This is a genomic window from Baekduia sp. (assembly GCF_035318805.1).
GTDB lineage: Bacteria > Actinomycetota > Thermoleophilia > Solirubrobacterales > Solirubrobacteraceae > Baekduia.
In genome coordinates this window covers 1-23,233 of sequence record NZ_DATHDY010000077.1, presented here as the reverse complement: position 1 = coordinate 23,233, position 23,233 = coordinate 1, and the positions used below count along the sequence as shown (strand labels likewise).

Sequence of the window (23,233 nt, the reverse complement as noted above, 5' to 3'; positions counted from 1 at the left end):
CGCCGCTAGTCGTCCACGGCGCCCTCGGGATCGTCGCCCTGGCCGGGCGTCCCGCGGGTCTCCTCCGAGTCGCCGGCAACCGCCTCGCCCGGGGCGGCCTCCTCGCGCCGGGCCTGCGCCGCCCGCTTGGCGTCGGAGATGTGCTCCTCCAGCTTGTCGATGCGCTCGTCGAGCTCGTCGGCGTCGCGCTCCATCTTGGCGGCGACGTCCTCGCCGGGGCCGCTCTCGCTCATGTCCTGCATGTTCCCGTCGGGCCGCCGGCGCATGCGCGCGCGGGGCGGTCGTCACACCCGACCGAATACCATCGCGCCCATGGCCTCCGAGACCTCGCCCGAGGCGGTGACCGCGCCCGGCGCCGTCCGCATCCAGCGCGCACTGCTGTCGGTCTCCGACAAGCGCGGCATCGTCGACTTCGCCCGCGGGCTCGCTGAGCTCGGGGTGGAGATCGTCTCCACCGGCGGCACCGCCTCCGCGCTGACCGACGCCGGCATCGAGGTGCGGCCCATCGACGACTTCACCGGTTTCCCGGAGATCATGGACGGCCGCGTCAAGACGCTGCACCCCAAGCTCTACGCCGGCCTGCTCGCCGTCCGCGACAACGCGCAGCACCTCGCGCAGGCCGAGGAGCAGAACATCGAGTTCGTCGACCTCGTGTGCGTGAACCTCTATCCGTTCGAGCGCACCGCGGCCAAGCGCGGCGTCGGCGAGGCCGAGGTCATCGAGAACATCGACATCGGCGGCCCCTCCATGCTGCGGGCGGCCGCCAAGAACCACGCCTTCGCCGCGGTCGTCGTCAAGCCCGAGTCCTACGACGCGGTCCTCGAGGAGCTCCGCGACGCCGGCGGCACGCTGTCGATGCCGACCCGCGAGTCGCTGGCCGCGGAGGCCTTCGCCTACACCGCGCGCTACGACACCGCGATCGCCCGCTGGTTCGCCGAGAAGGGCGACGACTTCCCGCCGCTGGTCATCCGCGCCTTCGAGAAGGTCGTCGACCTGCCCTACGGCGAGAACCCGCATCAGCGCGCGGCGTACTACTCGCAGATCGGCACGCGCATGAACGTGCTGTCGCAGGTCAAGCAGCACCACGGCAAGCAGATCTCCTACAACAACATCCTGGACCTCGACGCGGGGCGCGTGATGGTGCGCGAGTTCGAGGTCCCGGCGTGCGTGATCGTCAAGCACAACAACCCGTGCGGCGCCGCGCTGGGCGCGACCGCCCTCGAGGCCTACGAGCAGGCCTTCGCGTGCGACCCGCTCAGCGCCTACGGCGGCGTGATCGCGTTGAACCGCAGGGTCGACAAGGCCATGGCCGAGAAGCTGCACCAGCAGTTCATCGAGGTCCTGATCGCCCCCGGCTACGACGACGACGCGCTCGAGGTCCTCACCCAGAAGCAGAACATCCGCATCCTCGAGGACCAGGAGCGGCGCCTGCCCGCGCTCGGCGAGCCGGAGATCCGCCAGGTGACCGGCGGCCTGCTCGTCCAGGACCGCGACAACAGCCGCGACGATCGCGAGTCGATGGAGGTCGTCACCCAGCGCCGGCCGACCGAGGAGGAGTGGGCCGACCTCCTCTTCGCGTGGCGCATCTCGCGCCACGTGAAGTCCAACGCGATCGTGCTCGCCCGCGGCCTGGCCACGGTCGGCATCGGCGCGGGCCAGATGAGTCGCGTCGACTCCGTGCGCCTCGCCGTCGAGAAGGCGCGCATCGACACCCTGCAGGGCTCGTCGCTGGCCTCCGACGCGTTCTTCCCCTTCGCCGACGGTCCGGCGCTGGCCATCGAGGCCGGCATCACCGCCGTCATCCAGCCCGGCGGCTCGGTGCGCGACGACGAGGTCATCGCGGCCGCCGAGGAGGCCGGCGTCGCGATGGTGCTGACCAAGCGCCGGCACTTCCGCCACTAGATGGCGATGCAGCGCCTCGGCTCCGACCCGCCGGGACCGTACGAGGATCTCGTCGGGTACTCGCGCGTCGTGCGCGCCGGCGCCCACGTGTGGGTCGCCGGCTGCACGTCGGTCGACGAGCTCGGCCTCGTCCTCGGCGTCACGCCGGGCGAGCAGATGACCTACGCGATCGCCAACCTCGTCAAGGCCCTGGAGCGCGTCGGCGCGACCGCCGCCGACGTCGTGCGTACGCGGATGTACACCACCGACACGTCGCGCTGGGAGGAGATCGGCCGCGCCCACGGCGAGGTGTTCGGCGCCGTCCGCCCGGTCACCGCGATGATCGGCGTGGAGTCGCTGCTGGACCCCCGAATGCTCGTGGAGATCGAAGCGGACGCGTTCGTGGAGCCCGATTCCGGCCGCTAGCAGGGCCTTCGCCTTCCGTCCGGTCCGTGGCCCAATCTTGACCGCCGCGTGAGCCCCGCCAAGACCACTGCCAGCAACGGATTGCGGGCGTGGCAGGTCTCCGCGCTCGAGGCGATGAGCACATGGGAGTCGGGGCCCTTCCTGATCTCGGCGGCGCCGGGCGCGGGCAAGACCCGCCCGTCCATCGAGATCGCCCGCGACCTGCTGCGCCGCAAGGTCGTCGACCGCGTCGCGGTCGTCTGCCCGACCACGCCGCTGACGCGGCAGTGGGCCGAGGCCGCGGGCCGGCTCGGCCTGCAGCTCGTCCCTGACGCGGCCGAGCTCGTGCCGCCGCGCGACTTCCACGGCGTCGCCGTGACCTACGCCAAGATCGCGTCGGTCGCGATCCGGTGGGGCTCGCAGTGCACGGGCCGCACGCTCGTCATCGCCGACGAGGCGCACCACCTCGGCGAGGAGCTGGCGTGGGGCGAGGGCTTCGCGCTGGCATTCCGCAACGCGGCGCGCTGGCTGCTGCTCTCCGGCACGCCGTTTCGCTCCGACACCACGCCGATCCCGGGCGTCCGCTACGACGCCGAGGGCGTCGCGGTCGCCGACGTGGCCTACACCTACGCCGACGCGGTCCGTGACGGCATCTGCCGGCCGGTCACGTTCATCCCCTACGACGGCACGCTGTCGTGGCGCTCCGGCGACGACGTCATCGAGGCCGGCTTCGACACGGTGCTGACCACGCGCGAGGCGTCGCGCCGCTACCGCACCGCGATCTCCGCCGAGCTGTCGGACGGCCTGCCGCGCATCCTGGCCGCCGCCCACGCCAAGCTGCATGAGGCGCGGGCGGCCGGGCATCGCGACGCCGGCGGCCTGGTCGTCGCGGCCGACTCCGACCACGCGCGCAAGATCGCCAAGCTGCTCAAGGACGTCAGCGGCAAGAGCCCGCTCGTGGTGCTGCACACCGAGGTCGGCGCGCACAAGAAGCTCGCGGCGTTCCGGGAGTCGCGCGAGGAGTGGATCGTCGCCGTCAACATGGTGTCGGAGGGCGTCGACATCCCGCGCCTGCGCGTGGGCGTCTACGCCAGCGCCGCCAAGACGCCTCTGATCTTCCGCCAGGTCGTCGGGCGCTTCGTCCGCACGATCGCCGGCCGGCCGCCGGAGATGTCGTGGCTCTACCTGCCGGGCGACGCGATCCTGCGCCGCCACGCCACCGACGTCGAGGGCGAGCTGCGCCACGTCCTGCGCTACCGCGAGAGCGACGAGGAGCTCCTCGACGAGCCGCGCGAGCGGCGCGAGACCGAGAAGTCCGAAGCCCCCGAGTTCGTGGCGCTCTCGGCCGACGTCGCGCCGACGTCGCAGATGTCGCTCTTCGGCGGCCCGGCGATCGTGGAGCCGACCGCGCCGGTCTATGCGGCGCCGCCGATGCCGGCGTTCGCCGCGGCGGTCCCGGAGGTCGCGCCCGAGCCCACGTCGCGCCTGTCGGCGTTCGAGCGGCGCAACATCCTGCGCGACAAGCGCCACCGGCTCGTCGGCGACCTCGGCCGGCGCGACCGCCGCCCGCACCGGGAGATCAACGCGTGGCTGAACCAGGCGGTCGGAGTGACGCGCGTCGAGGACGCGACGATCGACCAGCTCGAGCGGTCCGTGGATCTCCTCCTCGACGCGCTGTCGGGCAAGACGGTCGCCCGGTAGCGGGCCTCGGCGCGCCCGGTAAGGTCCGGCGCGTGTCCGACGTCGCCGAACTCCGCCATCGTGCCGAGGAGCTGCGCCGGCTCCACACGGATCCCGCCATCCTCGTGCTGGTCAACGTCTGGGACGCCGCCAGCGCGCGCACCGTCGCGTCGCTGCCCGGCTGCCGGGCGATCGCGACCGCGTCGTGGGCCATCGCCGCGGCGCACGGGCTGGCCGACGGCGAGGCCATCGGCCGCGAGGGCATGCTCGAGGCGGTGCGCTGCGTCGCGAGCTCGGTCCGGCTGCCGGTCACGGCGGACCTGGAGGGCGGCTACGGCCAGACGCCGGCCGACGTCGCGGAGACCGTCGCCCGCGCCATCGAGGCCGGCGCGGTCGGCTGCAACCTCGAGGACGGCGTCCGTGACGGCGAGCTGCTGCGCGACGCGCAGGACGCCGCGGATCGGGTGGCCGCCGCCCGCGAGCGAGCCGACGCCGAGGGCGTTCCGGTCGTCATCAACGCGCGCACCGACGTCTACCTCCGCGGCGCCGACGACCCCGAGGCCGCGATCCTGCGCGGCCAGGCCTACGCCCGGGCCGGCGCCGACTGCATCTTCGTGCCCGGCGTGCGCGACCGCGACACGATCCGCGCGCTGGTGGCCGGCATCGACGCGCCCGTGAGCGTGCTGGCGGCGCCGGGCGCGCCGTCGGTCTCCGAGTTGCAGGAGCTCGGCGTCGCGCGCGTGTCGTTCGGGCCGGGGCCGATGGGCGTGGCGCTGGCCGCGCTGGCCCGCACCGCGTCGGACCTGCTGGAGGGCGGCGTCCCGGCCGACGAGCTGTCCTACCGCCCGCCGGCCGCCTGACGCACACGTCGTCTCGGAGAGTGCTCTCGCCGGGCGAGGCGCCCGGAGGCGCCCCGCCGGCGAGAGTCGGGGAGGAACTGCACTTGCTCTCGTTGCGGAGGGGTTACAAGGCGCCGGCCGGTCCAAGGAACCGACGCCTCTGGTGTCCGCTGAGCGGATGATGCGGACCGAACCCCAAGGCAACGTGAGCAGCGGCTAACGATTGGGTAAGTTGGACGGCGAGGTGCCCCCGGTGGGGCTCGAACCCACAACCTCAACGCTTAAAAGGCGCGCGCTCTACCGATTGAGCTACGGGGGCGCCTTGGAGCCTAGATGAGTCGCTGGGCCTAGACTCAAATGGCCCGCCCCCATGGTGTAGCGGTCAGCACGCGAGCCTTTCACGCTCGAGGCAGGGGTTCGATTCCCCTTGGGGGTACTCAATGGTAAGTGGGCTGTTGCACCGGCGCGCCGCTCGCACATCCGTCGACCGGCTCATTTCGCCCGGTGTACGTGGCACAGTTCCGGGTTCCACGCGGGCGCGCCGGCGTCCGCGGTGATCCCTCCTTGGTCTCTCACGCCAGATGCCGCACCGTCTGCGACGACGCCCATCCGCTGCGATGGTCGTCGCGCTCCTCGCCCTCTTCGTCGCCCTCGACGGCCCCGCCACCGCCGCGCGGCTGATCGACGGCAAGTCGATCAAGCGCAACTCGATCACCAACCAGCAGATCCGCAATGGGACGCTGGGGACCCAGGATCTGTCCAAGACGGCGGTCAAGCGCCTGCAGACGACGCCGACCGGGTCCGTCGCGACGCGCCAGCTCGCCGCCCGGGCGGTCGACGCGTCGAAGATCGCCGACGGCGCCGTCGGGACCGGCGCGCTCGCGCCCAAGGCCGTGGACGGGACCAGGCTCGGTGACGGCGCGGTCGGCTCCGTGCAGGTGGCCAGCGACGCCGTGACGTCGTCGAAGCTCAGCGACGGGGCGGTCGGCGCGGCGGCGGTGGCCGACGGCGGCCTGCAGACGAAGGACTTGGGCGACTTCCAGGGATCGGTCATGGTGAAGAACTGGGACCGTCCCTTTGCGGCCAACACCTGCCAGGTCGTGGTGTTCGCCCCTGAGCCGTCGGCTCCAGGGATGAACGCCGCGATTGGCGATGATGTCGTGTCGGTATCTGCGGGGACAGGCTGGCCAGACCCGATCGTCGTGACGGGCACGCCAGGGGCCGGGAATACCCTGAGGATCGTGGCTTGTCGCGTCGGCGGGAACGCCGCCGATCCGTCGGATGTCATTGATCCGGGCCCGACGACCTTCCAGTACGTGGCCTTCGACTCGCCGTAATGCCTAGCACCGCTTTGCGGTGTAGCGAATCTTGCCGCAGTTTGCGGTGCTTTCTCGCACCGAAGAGCGGCGTGACGCTTGCTTCCGTCCGACGTGACGCCGATGCTCCGCTTGTGGATACCGCCTTCACATGGATGGGGAGGTCGGGACGATGCTGATGCATCGCCAGGCGCCGATCGCGCTGAGCGCGCTCGCGGCGTGTGCGGTGCTCGCCTCGGGCTCGGTGCTGCTGCGTGAGCAGATCCTCAACTTCTCGTCCTGGTCACCGGGGCGCGACAGCTTCTCCACCAACCAGCTGACGATCCCGCACGTCCGGGCGATCGAGGGTCGCGGCATCCCCGTGACCGCCGGCCACGCGCCGCGCCGCCGCGCCGCGCGCGCCGATGGCGCCACGGCCGCGCTGCTGCTCGGCGCTCCGGGCTTCGCCGGGCCCACCGCCGGGGCGCCGCCCGGCGCCGCGGGCGGCACGACCGCCGCCGGTGGCGCGAGCGCGCCGGGCACGCCCACGCCCACGCGCACCACCGCGACCGTGACCGGCCCGGGCTCGGGCAACCGCCCGGCCGACCCGCCGGTCCCGTCGTCGCCCGGCGCGGCCGTCGCCGGCGCGCCGTCGGCGTCCGCCGGCCCGACCGCGCCCGCGCCGGCGGCCGGCGCCGGCCTCTCGACCCCGGCCGGCACGATCCGCGCCGCCGCACAGGCCGCCGAGCTCGCCCCCGCGGCCGACCTCGAGCCGGTCGACAGCTCCGCCGACAACGCGCCGCCGCCACCCGACGCGACAGCCCCGAGCCCTGCGCCCGACCCGGCGCCCGCGCCCGCCCCGGCGCCGGCCGAGCCCACGCCCGCCGACGCGGCGCCGCCGGCCGAGCCCGCCGATCCCGCGCCGCCCACCGATCCGGCGCCGCCGGCCGAGACGCCGCCGCCGGCCGAGACGCCCGCGCCGAGCGAGCCGCCGGCCCCGCCGGCGCCCGAGGTGCCGTCGGCGCCTGCCGATCCCGCGCCGCCCGCCGACCCCGTTGCGCCGACCGATCCGGATCCGGCGCTCGCGCCGGCGGCCGTCAGCCCAGACAGCGCGCCCACGCCCACCGGCGCCGGTTAGCTCGGTCCTAGAAGTCCGGGCGGAAGAAGCGCGACTCGGCGCCCTCGTCGTCGAACGCGGCGTAATGCTCGCGAAGGACGTCGGCGTCGTCGCCGTCGAGGAGGACGTCGCCCGCCGCCTCGGGTGCCGTGCGCACCTGGTGGCGCGAGCACGCGATGCGCAGGTAGCCGCTCCACCACTGCGCGCCGCGCAACGGGACGAGGCGCGTGCGGGCACCGAAAGTGCCGCAGTGGACGGTGCCCCAGGCTTCGCCGTCGGGGTCGATGTGGAGGCCGTCGAGGCGGCCGACCAGACCGAAGGTGCCGTCGAGGACGAACACGTCCCGCTTGGCCTGACGTTGATCGAGCATCGTAGTCATCGCTTACCCCGGGTTTCGGCGGTTCACACGCGAAACCCTTCCCGTAGCCTGTGCGGAGCGGGCGGTTAGCTCAGTTGGCCAGAGCACTCGCCTTACAAGCGAGGGGTCCTCGGTTCAAGTCCGAGACCGCCCATCGGCGCACCCGCGCGCCCACCTGTGTTCGTCTAGAGCTTGCGGCGCGCCACGAGGACCGCGAAGCAGTGATCCTTGAACAGGCAGTCGGCGGCGTCGAAGCCCGCCTCGCGGAGCCAGCGCAGCTGCGACTCGACGTCGGAGCAGCGGTCGTGCCGCATGCGCTCCGCGGCCGCGGCCCATTCGTCGGCGGTCGCGCCGAGGGCGCGTGCGGACGCCTCGTGCCAGGCGCGGTAGCGGGCGTCGAAGCACGGCCTCGGCCCCGCGACCTGCTCGGCGTTGACGAACACGCCGCCCGGCGGGAGCGCCGCGCACACGCGGGCGAACAGGGCCTGCTTGCCCGCGTCGTCGAGGTGGTGGATCGCCAGCGCCGAGACGACGGCGTCGAACGGCCCGGGCGGCAGCGGGTCGGCGAGGTCGGCGACGTGGAGCTGTGCGCGGTCGCCCAGGGCTGCGCGGGCCTGATCGAGCATCGCCGGCGCGCCGTCGACCAGCACCAGCTCGGCCTCGGGGTGAGCCGCGCCGACCCGGGCCGCCAGCATCCCGGTCCCCGCGCCGAGGTCGAGCACGCGCGCCGGGGGACGGCCGAGCATCTCGAGGGCCGCGACGGCCGTGCCGTAGAACATCTCGAACGGCGGGATCAGCCGCCGCCGCGGCGCGTCGTAGTCGGCCGCGGCCGCATCGAAGACCGCCGGTGCGTCGATCGTGCTGTCAGTCATGACGTACGAATGTACGTGATGACGTACGGGGTGTCCAGGGGGCGGGACTACTTCCCCGTCGTCGTGACCTGGATCCCCTTGTCCTTCAGCTCCTGCTGGGCCTCGGTGATCTTCTTCACGCCGGCGCTCGTCGACAGCCCCTGCAGCGACTTGGTCAGGCTCGCGGTGTCGTTCTTGCGGGCGGCAGCGGCGCCCTGGCGGAACACGCCCGCCAGCTCCTTGAGCCCGTCCACGAGCTTCTGGTGCGCGCTCTTGGCGTCCGACGGCGGCTCGATCGCGTCGAACTTCTTGGCGGCGTCGTCGAGGGCGGCCGCGCCGCGGTCCAGGCGGTCGCCGATCTGCTTGGCCGAGGTGCCCGAACCGGTCTGGTCGGAGATGTCGGCGAAGGTCTTCTGGAGGGTCTGGCCGGCCTGGGCCAGCTGCTTGCCGTAGTCGTCCTTGGACGTGGCCGCGCCGCCGCTGCCGCCACAGCCGGCGGCGATCAGCGCGAGCAGGACCGAGAGCACGATCAGGGAGCGGCGCATGGCCCGATCCTGCCATGTTCGCCCGCCCTGCGTACCCTTGGACGCGATGCCCCTGGATCCCACGCACACCGCGCTCGGCACCTGGTCGGGCGGGCACTTCATGCACTACGGCGTCCCGCTGGACGACGAGCGCCTGGTCGCGCTCGTTCGCCCCGACGACCGGATTCCCACCGTCCTGACCGCCGACGCCTACGGCGCCGGAGACGCCGACAGGCTGCTCGGCCGAGCGCTGACGGGCCTCGACCGCGACGCCTACTCGCTGGTCGGCGCCGTCGGCCACGACTTCTATGAGGGCGAGCGCGAGGGCGCCAAGGGCTTTCCGCGGTTCACCGATCCGCGGCTGCGCGGGCCGGGCCAGTACGGGTCCTACCTGCGGATGGCGACCGAGCGCAGCCTCAAGCGTCTCGGCGTCGACCACTTCGACCTGCTGCTGCTGCACAACCCCGACCGCGCGGGCTACACGCACCCCGCGGTGTGGGAGGGCCTGGCCGCACTGCGCGACGCCGGCCTCACGCGCCGCATCGGCGTCGCGCCCGGCCCCGCCAACGGCTTCACGCTCGACGTCATCGACTGCTTCGAGCGCTACGGCGAGCTCATCGACTGGGCGATGCTGATCCTCAACCCGCTGGAGCCCTGGCCCGGCGAACTGGCGCTCCCGGCCGCCGCGGCGCACGACGTCAAGGTGATCACCCGCGTCGTCGACTACGGCGGGCTCTTCCACGACGACCTGCGCCCCGGGCTCCCGATGGGCGAGCGCGACCACCGCGCGTTCCGTCCCGGCGGCTGGATCGAGCGCGGCACCGAGCGGATCGAGCGGCTGCGCCCGATCGCCCAGCGCCACGGCCTGACCCTCCTGCAGCTCGCCGCGCAGTGGAACCTCGCGCATCCGGCCGTGGCGTCGGTCGTGCCGACCCTCATCCAGGAGTCCTGGCCCGGCGCCAAGCCGGTCGAGCTGCAGCGCGACGAGCTGGCGACGGTGCCCGCCGACGTCGTGCTCAGCGACGAGGAGGTCGCGGAGATTCGCGCCATCGGCGACAACACGCGCTGCATGGCGCTCAAGGGCGGCGTGCCCGACCACGAGGGCGAGGCGCGCCCCGACCGCTGGGCGCTGGACGGCGAGCTCGAGGAGATCGCCGCCCGCTGGGACATCGCGCCGGCCGAGCTGCAGCGCGCCGAGCCCGCCACGCGCTAGCCGAAGAACACCTCCGCGTCGGCGAAGAACTTCTCGTCGAGCGTCTTGGGGTCGCCGAGCGCCTCGGAGATCGGCACCTCGACGATGTCGGGGCCGCGCAGGGCGACCATCACCCCGGAGCGCCCGCCGTCCACCGCCTCGGCGGCCGCGACGCCGAAGCGCGTCGCCAGCACGCGGTCGAACGCGGTCGGCGTCCCGCCGCGCTGGACGTGGCCGAGGATCGTCATCCGCGTCTCGTAGCCCGTGCGCTCCTCGATCTCGCGCTCCAGCATGACCGCGATCCCGCCAAGGCGCTCGTGGCCGAAGGCGTCGAGATGGCCGGCGCCGGTGGTCGACAGCGTGCCCTCGCGCGGCGTCGCGCCCTCCGACACCACGACGATCGAGAACGTCCGCCCGTTGGCGTGCCGGCGGCGGATGTGGTTGCACACCTGCTCGATGTCGAACGGGCGCTCGGGCACCAGGATCACGTCGCCGCCGCCGGCCATCCCGGCGTGGGCGGCGATGAACCCGGCGTGCCGGCCCATGACCTCGAGGACCATGACGCGGTTGTGCGACTCGGCCGTCGTGTGCAGCCGGTCGACCGCGTCGGTCGCGATCTGCACCGCGGTCTGGAACCCGAACGTGTAGTCGGTGCCCTTGAGGTCGTTGTCGATGGTCTTGGGGACGCCGACGATCGGGACGCCGGCCTCGGCCAGGCGCGCGGCGACGCCGAGCGTGTCCTCGCCGCCGATCGCGACGAGCACGTCGACGCCCTGCTTGGCCATGCCTGTCCGCACGCCGTCCACCCCGGGGCCGCCCTCCTTGAAGGGGTTGGTGCGCGAGCTGCCGAGGATCGTCCCGCCGCGCGGCAGGATCCCCTTGGTCCGGTCGGCCGTCAGCTCCTCGCCGTCGCCGTTGAGCACTCCGGCCCACCCGTAGGTGAAGCCGAACAGGGTGTGGCCGTCCATCAGCCCCTTGCGGACGACCGCCCGGATGACCGCATTGAGCCCGGGGCAGTCGCCGCCTCCGGTGAGTACGCCGATCCTCGCCATGACTCGATCCTAGGACCCCGCCCCGGGCGGGCGGAAGGCGCGCGGTGCCCGACGCCGGTGCTAGACGCCCAGGTGGGCTAGGCGGAGGGCTTCGTCGACCGGCAGCGGCCGGCCGAGGTGGAAGCCCTGCGCGTAGTCGACGCCGAGGGCGCGGACGGCGTCCAGCGTGTCGGAGTCGCCGACGAACTCGGCGAGGCTCGGCGTGCCCAGGCCGCGCGCGATCTGGACGACGGCCTCGACGACGAGCCGGTCGGTCGCGTTGTCGCGGAGGCCGCTGACGTACTCGCCGTCGATCTTGAGCACGTCGAAGCGCAGGTGCTTGAGGTAGGCGAACGAGGCGAATCCGGCGCCGAAGTCGTCGAGCGCGAGCAGGCAGCCGAGCCGGCGCAGCGTGTCGGCCAGGGCGCGGGCGCGGTCGAGGTTGACGATCGCCGCGGTCTCGGTGATCTCGACGATCAGCCGCTTGCGCGGCACGGGCGTGAGGGTCAGCAGCTCCTCGAGCCAGCCGGCGAAGTCGCCGTCGCCCATCGTCCGGCCCGAGATGTTCACCGAGAGGGTGACCGGGCGGCCGGCCTCGTGCTCGCGGCGCAGCAGCGCGACGGCGTGGCCGACGACCCAGCGGTCGATCGCCTGGACGAGGTCGAAGCGCTCGGCGATCGGCAGGAACGCGGCGGGCGAGACGAGCTCGTCGTCGTCGCCCCGCATGCGCAGCAGCAGCTCGAAGGCGGGGATCGGGTCGGCGTCGTCATCGGGCGCCAGCGCCACGATGGGCTGGGCGTGCAGCTCGAAGCGATCCTCGGCGAGCGCGGCGCGGATGCGCTCCAGCCACGACAGGCGCGACACGCGGAGGCCCGGTCCGGTGCCGTCGCGCTCGTGCACCGCGGAGCGGTTGCGGCCCGCCTCCTTGGCGTCGTACATCGCGATGTCGGCTTCGACGAGCAGCTCCTCCGCCGTGACCCCGTCGGCGCCGGCGAAGAGCGCCAGGCCGGCCGATGCGGTCACGCGCGCGTGGCGCGCCTCGTCGGCGACGATGCCGTCGCGCTCGACGGCGTGCAGCAGCTTGGCCGCCACGGCCGAGGCCTCGGCCGTGGTCGCCTGGGGCAGGATGATCCCGAACTCGTCGCCGCCCAGCCGGGCGATGACGTCGGTCTCGCGCAGCTCGTCGCGCAGCGTGGCGCCGAGGCGCGCCAGCAGTTCGTCGCCGACCGGATGGCCGAGCGTGTCGTTGACGTACTTGAAGCCGTCGAGGTCGAGCACGAGCACGGCGCCGTGGCGGTCGTAGCGCTGGGCCTCGGCGAGCACGCGGTCGAGCTCCTCCTCGAAGCGGCGGCGGTTGAACAGCCCGGTGAGGGCGTCGTGGTCGGCGAGGTACTGGAGCTGGCCCTCGAAGCGCTTGCGCTCGGTGATGTCGACCACCTGGCCGATGCCGTAGGCCGGGCGCCCGTCGTCGCCGTTGACCGCGGCGACCGTCACGAGGGTCCAGACGATGCGGCCGTCGTCGTGCAGCATCCGGCACTCGGCCGTGATGCGCTCCTGCTCTCCGCTGGCGAGCGCGATGACCCGCCGCCGCGTCGCGCCCATCTCGTCGGGGTGCAGGAACGAGCTGACGCGGCGCGACAGGAGCGTCTCGCGGGCGCAGCCCAGCAGGTCGGCCATGGCCGGGTTGACCGTGACCCACTGGCCGGGGTCGGACCCCTGCAGGTTCAGGACGCAGACGCCGATCGGCGCGTGCTCGAAGGCGGTGCGGAACCGGCGCTCGGCCAGGCGCCGGCCCGCTTCGAGCTCGTGGAGGTCGGTGACGTCCTGCGTGGTGCCCCAGACGCGGCGGATCTGCCCGTCGACCCGGTCGGCCGGCGCGCCGCGGCCGTGCATGATCCGCTCCGACCCGTCGGGACGGATCAGCCGGTAGGTGATGTCGAACGGCTCGCCGTCGACCGACGCTCGGGTCAGCGCCGTGCGCACCGCGTCGCGGTCGTCGGCGTGGATGAGCCGGTCGTGGGCCTCGGGGCTGAGCTCCGGGCCGTCGGCCGGATCCAGGCCGAAGATCCGCAGGAGCCCCGACGTCCAGGACGTCTCGCGCGTCTCGAGGTCCATGGACCAGCTGCCGAGCTTGGCCATGTCCTGGGCCTCCTCATGCAGCGCCTGCTGGCGGCCGGCCTCCTCGGCGGCGGCGCGGGCGCGCTCCTGCGCCTCGCGCAGTCGCTGCTCGGTGGCCTTGCGCGCGCTGATGTCGCGCGTGGTCGTGACGGCCTCGACGAACGCGCCGTGCTCGTCGAGCACGGGGGAGACGGTCGACTCCAGCCACATCTCCCGGCCCGCGCGCACGTTGTTGATGCGGAAGCTCACGACGCTGCTGCGCCCGGCGCGCGCGAGGTCGTGGGAGTTGCGCACCAGGTCGGCGTCGTCGGGATGGCAGGCCTCGGCGGCCCAGAAGCCGACGAGGTGACGGGCCTCGAAGCCCAGCAGCGCCTCGGCGCCGCCGGCGGCATAGAGGATGCGCCCGTCGGCGTCGTGGCGGGCGATGAGGTCGCCGGCGTGCGCGGCCAGCAGCGCCAGCTCGCTCTCGCGGGCCTCCAGTGCGGCCTGCGCCTCGACGAAGGCGGTCACGTCGACGAACGAGGTGACGACGCCGTAGGGCTCGAGGTCGCCGTCGGCGAAGAGCGGGACGGTGTTGACGCGGAGCCACTGCTGGCCGCCGTCGCGGCGCTCGAAGAGCACGCGGACGTCACGCTGGGCCTCGCCGCTCGTCATCGCCAGCAGCGCCGGTTGCTCGGCCGGCGCCATCGGCGTGCCGTCGGGGTGCAGCGGGGCGAACCCGGCAAGGGCCGGACCACGGCCCGCGAGGCGGTCGGTCTCGGGCGTGTGGACGCCGGCGATGACGCGCGCCGCGACGTTGGAGGCGCGGATCGTCCCGGTGGAGTCCTGGACGATCAGCCCCTCGGTCGTCGCGTCGGCGGCGGGTCCGAGCAGCTGCGACCAGGCGGCGTCGGATGTGGGTGCGTGGCGGAGCGGCATCGAGGAGGGCCTCACCCGTGGTTCGGCGGGTGTGGGCCCGGACTTGAGGTCCGCGCAGAGCGATGTTGCGGGTGCGCGCAGAGGTCTCGCGTAACTTCCGCGCGCTGGACCCGTTCGAGCGGCACATGCATCACCGAACGAGGAGCTGGAACCGATGAAGATGTCGCGATGGAGCGGCGCGGCGGCCGTGGTCGCCTGTGCGTTCGCAGCGCTGCCGGCGGCCGCGTCGGCCAACGTCCAGGTCGGGTCTTCGGGCTGGCTGTGGGGCAACCCGCTGCCGCAGGGCAACACGCTGCGCGCCATGACCTTCTCCGGTCCGACCGGCTACGCGGTCGGCGACTTCGGCACGCTGCTGAAGACCACCGACGCAGGCGACACGTGGACCGGCCTGCCCGCCGGCACGTTCTCCAACCTCACCGAGGTGCAGACCGTCGACGCCAACACGGTCGTCGCCGGCGGCGGCTGCGTCGCGCGCATCTCCAAGGACGGCGGCACATCGTTCTCGCGCATCGCCTTCACGCCGGTCGAGTCGAGCTGCCCGGACGGGTCCCGCCTCGCGTCCATCTGGTACGTCAACGCCAACCACGGCTACCTGGCCCTCACCGACGGGTCGATCTTCGAGACCGTCGACGGCATCCAGTTCGCCACGAAGACCGCGCTGCCGGGCACGCGCCAGGCCGGCGGCGGCGTGGTGCCGACCGACCTGGTGTTCGTCAGCGACACGTCCGGCTTCGCCGGCACCACCGACGGCAACATCTTCCAGACGACCGACTCGGGCGTCACGTGGAAGTCGGTCAGCAACACCAGCCGTCCGGTGAAGGCGCTGACGTTCGCCACCGACAAGATCGGCTACGCGGTCGGCGACCAGTCGCTCTTCCTCAAGACCACCGACGGTGGCGCGACGTGGAACGCCAAGGACATCGGCGGCACGGCGCCGCAGAACCTGACCGCGGTCCGCTGCGCCGATGAGAAGACCTGCGTGGTGACGACGGCCGCCGGCACGCTGCTCGGCATCACCACCGACGGCGGTACGACGTTCGCGTTCCCGACGCCGTCGACCGACCCGATGCTCGCGGCCGGGTTCGCCACGGCGACGCGCCTCGCGGCGGCCGGCCAGCAGGGCTCGACCGTCGTCTCCGACGACACGGGCGCGAACTTCCGTCCGATCGGCGGGCGCCTGACCGGCAAGTTCACGCGGATCGTCGCGGGCAAGGTCGCCGGCTCGGCCTACGCGCCGGGGCCCAACGCGACGCTCGGCAAGACCGTCGACGGCGGCAAGACGTGGACGCGCGGCAACGTCACGACGACCGCCGACGTCCTCGACGTCTCGTTCCCCACGGTCAACGACGGCTACGCGCTCGACGTCTCGGGCGGCGTGTTCCGCACCTCGTCGGGCGGCCAGTTCTGGAAGACGCTCGACACCGGCAGCACCGCACGGCCGGGCGCCGTCTACGCCCCGAGCGCGGAGACGGTGATGGTCGTCGGGCCTACGGGCATCCGCCGCTCGACCGACGGCGGCGGCTCGTTCGCCGCGGTCAAGGGCGACGCGGTGGCGCGCACGGAGCTCGGCGCGGTGGACCGTGCCGGCAGCGCGATCGTCGCCTACGGCGCCCAGGACGTCATCCGCTCGGTCGACAACGGCAAGACGTGGAAGACCATCAAGAAGCCGGGCAAGTACGTCAAGCGCGGCAAGAAGCTCGTCAACCGCCTCGGGATCCGCAACGCGGACTTCATCGACGCCAACAACGGGTTCCTGCTCGACACGAGCGGTCGCCTGTTCCGCACCAAGAACGGCGGCAAGGCGTGGACCGAGCTGCCGGGCGTCGGCACGAGCGCCGCGCGCGGCATGTCGTTCTCCTCGGCGCAGAAGGGCTACCTGGTCATCAGCACGTTCGGCGACGTGCGCCAGTCGACCGGGTTCCTGCTGCGCACCGACGACGGCGGCGCGACGTGGCACCCGCAGTTCGTGGTGTCCAACCCGATCGCCGACGACGGCGTGGCCGCGGGCGGCGCGACCGACTACCTGCTCGGCGGCGAGCAGTCGCTGCTCTACAGCACGACGGGCGGCGACTCCGGCTCCAGTAGCGACCTGACGATCACCGCGCCGAAGACGCGCTACACGAAGCCCGCGCACATCGTGGTGACCGGCAAGCTCAAGCCGGCCTCCGGCAACGAGCGCGTCACCGTCGCTTACCGCAAACCCGGCTCGACCAGCTGGCGGACGCAGACCGTGACGGTCAGCGCCAACGGCTCGTTCACCTCGAGCTGGAACCTCGCGCGCGGCGCCAACGTGTTCGTCGCGCAGTGGCAGGGCGACTTCCGCTCGCACGGCGACGGATCGAAGGTCCTCACGGTGACGGTGGGGAAGGGGAAGTAGGGCTCGTCGAAGAAGGAGGCGGAACCCTCCAGAACCATGGCGTGCGCCGGGCGCGGAATCGCGCCCGGTGATCGCGCCGGCTGGCAGTGAGACGGCCGCCCATCGGGGCGGCCGTCTTGCTCAGGCGGCGGCCTCGGCGGCCGCGGAGCGCAGCCCGGCCGCCGGCGCGGCGGTGCGCACGGTGACCGGGAGGCCGTCGCGCGGCCCGATCGTCGGCATCTGGCGGACGCGCAGCCGGTAGCCGGGCTCGACGTCGAGGCGGAAGCGCTCGAGGATCTTCGTGGCGATGACGTGGATCTCGGCCTGGCCGAAGCGCATGCCGATGCACGTGCGCGAGCCACCGCCGAACGGGACGTACGCGCCCTTGGGCAGCGCGTCGCGGGCGGCGGGCGCGAAGCGCTCGGGCTTGAAGGCGAACGGGTCGTCCCAGACGTCGGGCAGGTGGTGGCTGACCCACGAGCTGTACTGGACCGGCACGCCGCCCGGCACGGTGACGCCGGCGATCTCGGTGGTGTCGATCGAGCGCCGCGGCCCGATCCAGGCCGGCGGGTACATGCGTAGCGTCTCCTCGAGCGCGAGCGCGACGTCGAAGTCCGGCGACTCCACGAGCTGCGGGTTGCGCGACAGCTCGTAGAAGAGGAACGCGACGGTCGACGTCGTCGTGTCGTGGCCGGCGAACAGGAGCGTCATGACCTCGTCGCGGATGTTGCGGTCGGTGAGCAGCAGGCCGTCGCCGTCCTGGGTCTCCATCATCAGCGAGATGAGGTCGTTGCCGAGCTCGCCGGAGGCGCGGCGGCGCTTGAGCTCCGCGTAGATCACCGCGTCGAGGCGCCGGCTCGCGGTGACCATCCGCTTCCACGGCGAGCCCGGGCCGCGCATGATCTGGAAGATGTAGTCCTTGGACCAGAAGCTGAGCGCGTTCTCGAACTCCTGCGCGGCGTCGATCTGCCCGCGCGTGTGATCGGGGTCCAGCCCGAAGAGCGCGCGCATCGCGATGCGCAGCGCCAGCTCGCGGGTCCAGTGGTACAGGTCGATCTGCTGGCCGTCGCGCCAGCCGTCGAGCGCGGCGTCGACCTCCTCGATCATCAGCCGCTGCGACTCGGCGATCCGCTCGCGATGGAACATCGGCAGCATCGTCTTGCGCGACAGGCGGTGAAACGGCCCGTCGATCGCGAGCATGCCGTCGCCCAGCAGCGGCATGAGATCGCCGTAGTGGCCCTCGCGCCAGGAGTAGTTGGCGGCGTGGCTGACCAGCAGGTGGTGGTTGGCCTCGGGACCGAGCACGAAGACGATGTTCTGGTGGAACACGCGCTGCGTGAAGACCGGGCCGTACCGCGCGTAGGCGTCCAGCAGCAGCGTCAGCGGATCGCGCGTGAAGCCCATCGTGCGCTTCATCGAGAACCACGTGTCGCCGGGCGGGAACGGCACCGCCGCGGCACGCTCGGCCCGCAGGTCGTCACGCATGCGCGCGAACGGATTGGTGTGCGTCGGCGGGGGCGGTGCGGCGACGGCCGGGCTCATGTGCACGGGAGCGTACCGGTTACCTGGCCGGCCAGCCAGGACTTCCGATCGACGCCCCCCGACCACACGACGAGCCGATCCCGCCGGATGCCATACTGTCCATCCCGACTGCTCGGGGGCGTAGCTCAGTTGGTTAGAGCGCCGGCCTGTCACGCCGGAGGTCGCGGGTTCGAGTCCCGTCGCTCCCGTACTTCCTACACCGCGCCGCTCCGTCAGAGGGCGGCGTCGTGCTTTGTGGGACGAACAGCGCGGCGAATGCGGCTGGCAGGAGCCGAGAAATCCGGTCGGCGCGATGTCCGGCGAAGGACGATGACGTAGACCTACAACTCTAGGTTCGTACTACCTAGCTCTGGTGTCCCGGCTCGGCGATGCGGAGTCCGGTCGCATGCAGGTACGGTCCCAGTTGTCCATTGGAGTTACGGCTCCCTTGGGCCAAGCCCCCGGCCTGCCCAAACAGGCGCGGGGGCGCCTAAGTTCATGATGTTGTTTCGTGGCGCCGCAAGCGTGTGCGGCAACTCGTAGATGGCCGAGTCGTCTACATGAGGTCGTCCAGGTCCTCCTGTGTCGGCTTGCCGCCGACGGCGTCTCGGAACAGGATCAAGTCGCGCGTCAGCGCCGCGCGCTCGACCAACTCGGCGGCCTCTTCGATCGTGCGCGGCCAGCGACCGGGCTCTTGCTCCCCAGCCGCCATGTGAGCGAGCGTCGCCAACTCCTTTCGGCTGCATGCGTCCGCCTCCCACGTGTCGACCGTGCGGGCGGCACGCCGCAGGCGGTCGCGCTTTTCGGCGCGCGCTTCAGGCTCATCGGGCCAGAAGCCGTCCGAGGCGAGTTCTAGCTCCAGCTCGGCGGCAGCGCCGAGCACGAGTCGGAGGGGACCGGGGACGGTAGGGTCGGCGTCGTCCATGGGGAGTTACGGCTCCTTTGGGCCATGCCCCCGGCCTGCCCAAACAGGCGCGAGGGCGAAATTTACGTTCGACACTGTATGCCCTATTGGGCATTGAGGTCTAGGGCTCGCTCACCGAGGGTCCGGGGCCACTTGCCCGACGATGAACCAGAGTCCGCCGAGTTGGATCCCGCGGTAGTGCAGTTCACCGCCAACCTGCGCAAGGCGCGCCGACGGGCCGGGCTGACGCAAGAGGCCGTGGCCTTGGCGTCAGGGGTGCCACAAGGGCACTACTCGCGCATGGAGACCGGGAAGCGCGACCCCGGCGTCCGGACGCTCGTGCGCATCGCGGCGGCTCTGAACACGACCCCCGCAGAGCTGCTGGCGGGCGTCAAGAAAGGCTAGGGCAGGCCGTGGGCGTTGGTTCGCGCCACGGTTCGCGCCGCAGTTCGCGCCACGGTTCGTCCCGTGGTTCGCGCCACGGTTCGTCCCGTTGAGGCGGGGAGTGCCCTGAGCCCTTACGCTGCAACGGGTTTCGGGACCGGTCTAGTGCCGACATCTATCCCCGAGAGGGGTAGATGCGAGGACTTCACCGACCCAACGACGATTCCCGAGCAGGCGGGCCTGGCCACGAACGGCGGGACCGGAGCACTCGTTCAGGTCTGCGCGATCACCGCGCTCAACGTGCTCGGCATCCACACGTATCCGAGGTCGGTGCGGCCATCTATCCGTCCTCCGTAGATCCCGAGGAAGCGTGTGACCGGACCAGGGAAGAAACCAAGGCCACCCCCGGCCAATGTTCCGCTTCCGCTGCCCTCGTAAATCAGCACAGGGGACCCGGACTGGCCCGTGCGCGTGCGCGCATCGACCAGGAACAGTGGCTGTCCTTCGTAACCGAGTTCGGGCTCGCTGGCAACGAACCCGCTTACCCACACCGCAAATCCTCCACCGCCGGTCAGGCCAAACGGGAAACCGACGATCGACACCCGCGACGCCGGCCCGAATGCCAGATCAGCGCCTACGTTGTCCGGGTCGTAGATGTCCAGGACTTCGACACCGTCTAGTTGGGTCAACGGCAGCGCCCCTACGTCGAGCTCGGATCCGTTTGGATGTGCAAGCCATCGCGGTTGCCCATCGTCGTCGAGTAGGGCCTCGGTGCGAGTGACGTGAACTCCGAGCTGGCCGGAAGCGTTGTGAAGGATGTCAATGGTGTCCGGGACGCCACCGTGTTCGGATAGCGGTTGTCGGGTTCGCGGATCCCGCCCGGATAGGCAATGCCCGGCGGTAGCCAGGAAGACCTGACCGTCGTGTCGCACAAGGAACCCGGTGCCGCTCGCGAGGATCGTCTCGCCAAAGCGCATCTGGATATACAGCGACGCCGCCGAGGGCGCGGAGATCGAAATCGGGTTGCTGCTCACGCGATGCAGCGTACTTCGTCGCTCTACATCACTGATCGCAGTGACGTGGTGCGCGCGGAGAGTGCGCGTGATTGGTCCGGCTACAGCCCGATCTGACTCAGCGAACCAAGCCAGCTTCCATGATTGAGGACGCCTGCAGCTTCGATGTATGCACCGGGTGAATAGGGCGGCGGCAGATGCGAGGCCAATGCGTTGACGAGGAACAGATAGAGCAAAAGCATCGCGTCCTCGCACGCCGGGATCCACGCCATGTGCGTTGCCTCGGTTGGCGGCAGTGCCAGTTGCGGGGACCCGTCGGGCTCCGAGGCCCAGACGATCAGTCCGCGGCCAAGAATCAGCACTCCGTCCGCTCTGTCGACTGGATCTAGAGACTTGTTGGCCTGTGCGAAGGCGTACATCAGGTCAGGCTCTGATTTGGACGCCGCGTACGCCACCGCGACGGCGAACGGCTTCGACGTCGCGTATTCCACTGAAACGCCGTCTGGACGAACGGAAAGCACTGGCCGAGGCGCGCTTCCAAGCAGACATTTCAGCGACGCTAAGTTGCCCACCACCGCATCCATGTCGCTTGCTGAGAGCGACGACTTGACCTGGATCGTTGCTGACACGAGTTCAACAGGAAGAACAACTTGCTCGCGAACCCGCACGAAGGGCGCACCGGCGATCCGATCGAAGAGCAGAATGTCCTGCTGTTCACTGCGATCTCCCGCAAGGTTGGTGGCAATGCCTGACGCCAAGCCGAATCTCTCAGGGACGAACGGCGCTAGGGCATCAGCAAACTGCGCTTCTCTGGCTTCGCCCGCCGTCAGATTGTGCTCGTACGCAGCGGTGGTCGCAACAGCCGCTTGCAAGGCGGTTGACGCTTCTCGCATGCTGGCTTGGAGAGGATGCTGCGCCATGACGCTGGACGGTAGCTCGAATCTTGTCCGTATACCGTCGGTTTACATCGCAACCCGTGCCGGCTTTAGAACCGGATCTCGATGTCGGCGTGGAGGTAGGAATCCCGGGTTTGACCCCCGTCGCTCCCGTCTCCGAGAGCCCTGCATCCGTGGGGCTTTCGTCGTTCCGGGGGGTGTGTCGTGAGGGCTCGAAGGCCACGGGTACCACTGGCGGGTACCAAACCGCCGCGCTTTCGCCCGGGGCCCTCAGCGGTTACCGTGGCGATCGTGATCGATGACGAGGCCAAGATCCGCGAGGTCGGACGCCGTCTGGCGGCCGAGGCGCCGAACGCTCGCGTCATCCTGTTCGGCTCGCACGCGCGCGGCTCGGCGACGGCGCGCAGCGACATCGACGTCCTCGTCATCGAGCCCGAAGTCGAGAACACGGCGCTGGAGTCGGTCCGGCTGATGCGCGCGGTCCGCGACCTGCGGCTACCGGTCGAAGTTGTTGTAGTCAGCGAACGCGAGGCCGCCGAGTGGCAAGGCGTGCACGGCAGCCGCGTACACGCCGCGTTGGCCGAAGGCCGCGTGCTCGCCGCTTGATGGCCGATCAGGCTGACCTCGCGCGCGAGTTGCTCGGGCTCGCCGCCGACGATCTGACGCGGCGCAAGCGCTGGTCGATGTCCCCTCGGTGACGGAGGCGATCGTCGGCTTCCACGCACAACAGGCGGCGGAGAAGGCGTTGAGGGCGGCGCTCGCCGCAACAGGCCGAGACTTCCCGTTCACGCACAACATCGCGGTCCTGATGCAGTTGTGCGAGGACGCTGGCATCGGGCTGCCGCCCGCTCTCGACCACATCGATGTGCTCACGCCCTTCGGTGTGGCCGCGCGCTACGGCACCCGCTCCCCAGGCGCTGTGGACCGTGCCACTGCCCTGGACCTCGCGATGAGCGCAGTCGCCTGGGCCCGCGCCGCCGTCGAGCCCTGACGGGTCGCCGTCAGGGTCGGTGGCCGCGCACGCCGTCGAGCGCCTCGACCACGTCGGAGCGGATGAAGCGGCGATGGCGGCCGAGCTTGAGCGAGGGCAGGAGTCCGCGCCGGGCGTAGTCCTCGACGGTGGACTTGCGCACGAGGAGCAGGTCGGCGAGCTGCTGGGCGATCATGAGCTCGTCGAGCGAGCTGGCGGGTTGGTCGGCGCTGTCGGGCATTGTGGGGTCAGAGGTCGAGGCCGGTGTCGAGATCGGGGTCGAGATCGGGAGTGGCCGGCGCGGTCTCGGCGAGGAGGTCGAGCGGCTGGTGGAGGTGGCCGAGACGCTCGTACACCTCGTCGCTGATGTGCTGGCGGTCGCGTCGTTCGCCATCGACGCGGAGGAAGAGCTCGACGTCGGCGCGGTGGCCTGAGAGCCAAGCGTCCTGGGGCAGTCGATCGAGTGGTAGGCGAGTCGCGTCCCGCGTCGAACCTCAGGCGGAACAGCGGTCAGTCGGCGATCACCGATGGAGTTCGTCACCGGGACGACGCACGGCACTCCGGGCTGGCGCGAGATCCCGCTCGCATGAGCTGCAAGACTCCTGGCATGCCCGAGGACGCGACCAGCGAGAGCGGCTCCGCGACGATCGACGCGATCGTCGCGCAACTCGGCGACTGGCGGGGCGAGCTGCTCGCCCGGATGCGTGAGCTGATCAAGCAGGCCGAGCCCGACGTCGTCGAGGAGGTCAAGTGGCGCAAGCCATCGAACCCCCTCGGCGTGCCGACCTGGTCACTCGACGGGATCATGTGCACGGGAGAGACCTACAAGGCCAAGGTGAAGCTCACGTTCGCCAAGGGGGCTTCGCTGGAGGACCCGGTCGGCCTGTTCAACGCAAGCCTCGACGCAGGGACCAGGCGGGCGATCGATCTGCACGAGGCCGACACGATCGACGACGACGCGTTCAAAGCGCTGGTCCGCG

The 23,233-nt window shown here is 71.5% G+C and carries 24 protein-coding genes and 4 tRNA genes; 16 read left to right on the top strand and 12 right to left on the bottom strand.

What is annotated here, in order from left to right:
* Nucleotides 1-5 precede the first annotated feature (5 nt).
* The gene (locus tag VK501_RS17645; protein ID WP_324339636.1) at nt 6-233 is read right to left on the bottom strand and encodes a hypothetical protein; all 228 of its coding nucleotides are present in this window, start codon (nt 231-233) and stop codon (nt 6-8) included.
* 79 nt (nt 234-312) lie between these two features.
* Here VK501_RS17645 and purH point away from each other — a divergent pair, with 79 nt between their 5' ends.
* From purH to VK501_RS17625, 4 genes are read left to right on the top strand one after another with little or no spacing between them, the layout of a single operon-like run.
* Entirely contained in the window at nt 313-1,902 is a 1,590-nt protein-coding gene (gene purH / locus VK501_RS17640) for a bifunctional phosphoribosylaminoimidazolecarboxamide formyltransferase/IMP cyclohydrolase (protein ID WP_324339634.1), read from the top strand.
* Nucleotides 1,903-2,307 (top strand): RidA family protein, encoded by a 405-nt coding sequence (locus VK501_RS17635; RefSeq protein WP_324339632.1) that lies wholly within the window; start codon nt 1,903-1,905, stop codon nt 2,305-2,307.
* 48 nt (nt 2,308-2,355) lie between these two features.
* Nucleotides 2,356-3,987: a DEAD/DEAH box helicase gene (locus VK501_RS17630; protein ID WP_324339630.1), complete on the top strand. Its 1,632-nt coding sequence runs from the start codon at nt 2,356-2,358 to the stop codon at nt 3,985-3,987.
* A 32-nt stretch (nt 3,988-4,019) separates the two neighbouring features.
* Entirely contained in the window at nt 4,020-4,826 is an 807-nt protein-coding gene (locus VK501_RS17625) for an isocitrate lyase/phosphoenolpyruvate mutase family protein (RefSeq protein ID WP_324339628.1), read from the top strand.
* 224 nt (nt 4,827-5,050) lie between these two features.
* Here the strand turns inward: VK501_RS17625 and VK501_RS17620 are convergent.
* Nucleotides 5,051-5,124, bottom strand: a tRNA-Lys gene (locus VK501_RS17620).
* Nucleotides 5,125-5,169: 45 nt separating this feature from the next.
* Between VK501_RS17620 and VK501_RS17615 the strand changes: the two genes are divergently transcribed.
* The 3 genes from VK501_RS17615 to VK501_RS17605 all read left to right on the top strand — a co-directional run bounded on the left by VK501_RS17615 (nt 5,170) and on the right by VK501_RS17605 (nt 7,238).
* Nucleotides 5,170-5,241 (top strand) — tRNA-Glu (locus VK501_RS17615).
* A 181-nt stretch (nt 5,242-5,422) separates the two neighbouring features.
* Entirely contained in the window at nt 5,423-6,142 is a 720-nt protein-coding gene (locus tag VK501_RS17610) for a hypothetical protein (protein WP_324339626.1), read from the top strand.
* Between the two features lie 151 nt (nt 6,143-6,293).
* Nucleotides 6,294-7,238 carry a hypothetical protein gene (locus VK501_RS17605; protein ID WP_324339624.1) on the top strand — a complete coding sequence of 315 codons (945 nt, stop codon included), beginning with the start codon at nt 6,294-6,296 and terminating at the stop codon, nt 7,236-7,238.
* A gap of 7 nt (nt 7,239-7,245) precedes the next feature.
* Here the strand turns inward: VK501_RS17605 and VK501_RS17600 are convergent, their stop codons facing one another.
* The gene (locus VK501_RS17600) at nt 7,246-7,587 is read right to left on the bottom strand and encodes a hypothetical protein (RefSeq protein WP_324339622.1); all 342 of its coding nucleotides are present in this window, start codon (nt 7,585-7,587) and stop codon (nt 7,246-7,248) included.
* Nucleotides 7,588-7,655: 68 nt separating this feature from the next.
* Here VK501_RS17600 and VK501_RS17595 point away from each other — a divergent pair.
* Nucleotides 7,656-7,729, top strand: a tRNA-Val gene (locus tag VK501_RS17595).
* 31 nt (nt 7,730-7,760) lie between these two features.
* Here VK501_RS17595 and VK501_RS17590 read toward each other — a convergent pair.
* Both VK501_RS17590 and VK501_RS17585 read right to left on the bottom strand, forming a co-directional pair.
* Complete coding sequence (locus VK501_RS17590; protein WP_324339620.1) at nt 7,761-8,447, bottom strand: class I SAM-dependent methyltransferase; 687 nt, start codon at nt 8,445-8,447, stop codon at nt 7,761-7,763.
* 47 nt (nt 8,448-8,494) lie between these two features.
* On the bottom strand, nt 8,495-8,971 hold the full coding sequence (locus VK501_RS17585) for a hypothetical protein (RefSeq protein ID WP_324339618.1): 477 nt from the start codon (nt 8,969-8,971) through the stop codon (nt 8,495-8,497).
* A 46-nt stretch (nt 8,972-9,017) separates the two neighbouring features.
* On the opposite strand from VK501_RS17585, the gene VK501_RS17580 reads away from it, so the two are divergent.
* The gene (locus VK501_RS17580) at nt 9,018-10,163 is read left to right on the top strand and encodes an aldo/keto reductase (protein ID WP_324339617.1); all 1,146 of its coding nucleotides are present in this window, start codon (nt 9,018-9,020) and stop codon (nt 10,161-10,163) included.
* Here the strand turns inward: VK501_RS17580 and VK501_RS17575 are convergent.
* Nucleotides 10,160-11,194, bottom strand: a complete 1,035-nt coding sequence (locus VK501_RS17575; protein ID WP_324339616.1) for an ATP-dependent 6-phosphofructokinase — start codon at nt 11,192-11,194, stop codon at nt 10,160-10,162. The genes VK501_RS17580 and VK501_RS17575 overlap by 4 nt on opposite strands.
* Before the next feature lie 60 nt (nt 11,195-11,254).
* Nucleotides 11,255-14,209, bottom strand: coding sequence for an EAL domain-containing protein (locus VK501_RS17570; RefSeq protein WP_324339614.1), 2,955 nt, complete (start codon nt 14,207-14,209; stop codon nt 11,255-11,257).
* Between the two features lie 154 nt (nt 14,210-14,363).
* Here VK501_RS17570 and VK501_RS17565 point away from each other — a divergent pair, with 154 nt between their 5' ends.
* Entirely contained in the window at nt 14,364-16,586 is a 2,223-nt protein-coding gene (locus tag VK501_RS17565) for a WD40/YVTN/BNR-like repeat-containing protein (RefSeq protein WP_324339612.1), read from the top strand.
* A 120-nt stretch (nt 16,587-16,706) separates the two neighbouring features.
* Here the strand turns inward: VK501_RS17565 and VK501_RS17560 are convergent, their stop codons facing one another.
* Nucleotides 16,707-18,107 (bottom strand): cytochrome P450, encoded by a 1,401-nt coding sequence (locus VK501_RS17560; protein WP_324339610.1) that lies wholly within the window; start codon nt 18,105-18,107, stop codon nt 16,707-16,709.
* A 114-nt stretch (nt 18,108-18,221) separates the two neighbouring features.
* Between VK501_RS17560 and VK501_RS17555 the strand changes: the two genes are divergently transcribed.
* Nucleotides 18,222-18,295: transfer RNA gene (locus VK501_RS17555), tRNA-Asp, on the top strand.
* 347 nt (nt 18,296-18,642) lie between these two features.
* Here VK501_RS17555 and VK501_RS17550 read toward each other — a convergent pair.
* Nucleotides 18,643-19,011 (bottom strand): hypothetical protein, encoded by a 369-nt coding sequence (locus VK501_RS17550; RefSeq protein WP_324339608.1) that lies wholly within the window; start codon nt 19,009-19,011, stop codon nt 18,643-18,645.
* Between the two features lie 132 nt (nt 19,012-19,143).
* Between VK501_RS17550 and VK501_RS17545 the strand changes: the two genes are divergently transcribed.
* Nucleotides 19,144-19,395 carry a helix-turn-helix transcriptional regulator gene (locus VK501_RS17545; protein WP_324339606.1) on the top strand — a complete coding sequence of 84 codons (252 nt, stop codon included), beginning with the start codon at nt 19,144-19,146 and terminating at the stop codon, nt 19,393-19,395.
* Between the two features lie 251 nt (nt 19,396-19,646).
* On the opposite strand, the gene VK501_RS17540 is transcribed toward VK501_RS17545, so the two are convergent.
* A complete protein-coding gene (locus VK501_RS17540; RefSeq protein ID WP_324339604.1) occupies nt 19,647-20,408 on the bottom strand; it encodes a trypsin-like peptidase domain-containing protein in 762 nt (253 codons plus the stop codon).
* Between the two features lie 80 nt (nt 20,409-20,488).
* Nucleotides 20,489-21,307 (bottom strand): DUF6602 domain-containing protein, encoded by an 819-nt coding sequence (locus VK501_RS17535; RefSeq protein ID WP_324339602.1) that lies wholly within the window; start codon nt 21,305-21,307, stop codon nt 20,489-20,491.
* 258 nt (nt 21,308-21,565) lie between these two features.
* On the opposite strand from VK501_RS17535, the gene VK501_RS17530 reads away from it, so the two are divergent.
* Both VK501_RS17530 and VK501_RS17525 read left to right on the top strand, forming a co-directional pair.
* Nucleotides 21,566-21,889, top strand: a complete 324-nt coding sequence (locus VK501_RS17530; protein ID WP_324339600.1) for a nucleotidyltransferase domain-containing protein — start codon at nt 21,566-21,568, stop codon at nt 21,887-21,889.
* Between the two features lie 88 nt (nt 21,890-21,977).
* Complete coding sequence (locus VK501_RS17525; protein ID WP_324339598.1) at nt 21,978-22,274, top strand: HEPN domain-containing protein; 297 nt, start codon at nt 21,978-21,980, stop codon at nt 22,272-22,274.
* A gap of 10 nt (nt 22,275-22,284) precedes the next feature.
* Here VK501_RS17525 and VK501_RS17520 read toward each other — a convergent pair whose 3' ends face one another.
* A complete protein-coding gene (locus VK501_RS17520) occupies nt 22,285-22,449 on the bottom strand; it encodes a helix-turn-helix domain-containing protein (RefSeq protein ID WP_324339596.1) in 165 nt (54 codons plus the stop codon).
* Here VK501_RS17520 and VK501_RS17515 point away from each other — a divergent pair.
* Together VK501_RS17515 and VK501_RS17510 are read left to right on the top strand one after the other, a co-directional pair.
* Nucleotides 22,448-22,687: a hypothetical protein gene (locus VK501_RS17515; protein ID WP_324339594.1), complete on the top strand. Its 240-nt coding sequence runs from the start codon at nt 22,448-22,450 to the stop codon at nt 22,685-22,687. The two genes, VK501_RS17520 and VK501_RS17515, sit on opposite strands and share 2 nt — an antisense overlap.
* 173 nt (nt 22,688-22,860) lie before the next feature.
* The coding region (locus tag VK501_RS17510) for a DUF1801 domain-containing protein (protein ID WP_324339592.1) at nt 22,861-23,233 on the top strand (373 nt) is incomplete at its 3' end.